Annotated in this window: 1 protein-coding gene; it reads left to right on the forward strand. The window is 65.6% G+C overall.

Features of this window, described 5'->3' with window-relative positions:
* Nucleotide 1: 1 nt before the first annotated feature.
* A partial coding sequence (locus tag ACFHWS_RS28465; RefSeq protein WP_416569578.1) for an adenosine deaminase occupies nucleotides 2-1,063 on the forward strand: 1,062 nt, incomplete at its 3' end.

Below are 1,063 nucleotides of genomic sequence, written 5' to 3' on the forward strand. Positions count from 1 at the left end.
CATGGTGGCTGTTTCGTTGGCGGAGATCGTTCGGGCGCCGAAGGTGCTGCTGCATGACCATCTGGATGGTGGTTTGCGGCCGGCGACGGTGGTGGAGTTGGCGGACGAGGTGGGTCATGTGTTGCCGGTGACGGATCCGTCGGAGTTGGGTCGGTGGTTCGTCTCGGCGGCGGATTCGGGGTCGTTGGAGCGGTATCTGGAGACGTTTGCGCACACGGTGGCGGTGATGCAGACGGAGGCGGGGTTGTTCCGGGTGGCGGCGGAGTGTGCGGTGGATCTGGCGGCGGACGGGGTGGTGTACGCGGAGGTGCGGTTCGCGCCGGAGCAGCATCTGTCGCGGGGGTTGGGGTTGGGCCAGGTGGTGGAGGCGGTGCTGGCGGGGTTCGCGGCGGGGTGTGCGGAGGCGGCGGAGGCGGGTCGGGTGATCCGGGTGGGGACATTGTTGACGGCGATGCGGCATGCGGCGCGGTCGCAGGAGATCGCGGAGCTGGCGGTGCGGTACCGGGATGTGGGGGTGGTGGGGTTCGATATCGCGGGCGCGGAGGCGGGTTTTCCACCGACGCGGCATTTGGACGCGTTCGAGTTTTTGCAGCGGGAGAATTTCCATTTCACGATTCATGCGGGTGAGGCGTTCGGGTTGCCGTCGATCTGGCAGGCGATTCAGTGGTGTGGTGCGGATCGGTTGGGGCATGGGGTGCGGATTGTGGATGACATCGAGGTGGGTGGGGGTGGGGTGCGGTTGGGGCGGTTGGCGTCGTATGTGCGGGACAAGCGGATTCCGTTGGAGTTGTGTCCGTCGTCGAATGTGCAGACGGGTGCGGTGGGTTCGATTGGTGAGCATCCGGTGGGGTTGTTGCGTGATCTGCGGTTCCGGGTGACGGTGAACACGGACAACCGGTTGATGAGTGGGACGTCGATGTCGCGGGAGATGTGGTTGTTGGTGGAGGCGTTCGGGTGGGGGTGGTCGGAGTTGCGGTGGTTGACGGTGAACGCGATGAAGAGTGCGTTCATCCCGTTCGACGAGCGGCTGGCGGTCATCGACGACGTCATCAAGCCCGCGTAC

This window comes from Micromonospora sp. LOL_013 (genome assembly GCF_048060315.1).
Lineage (GTDB): Bacteria > Actinomycetota > Actinomycetes > Mycobacteriales > Micromonosporaceae > Micromonospora_E.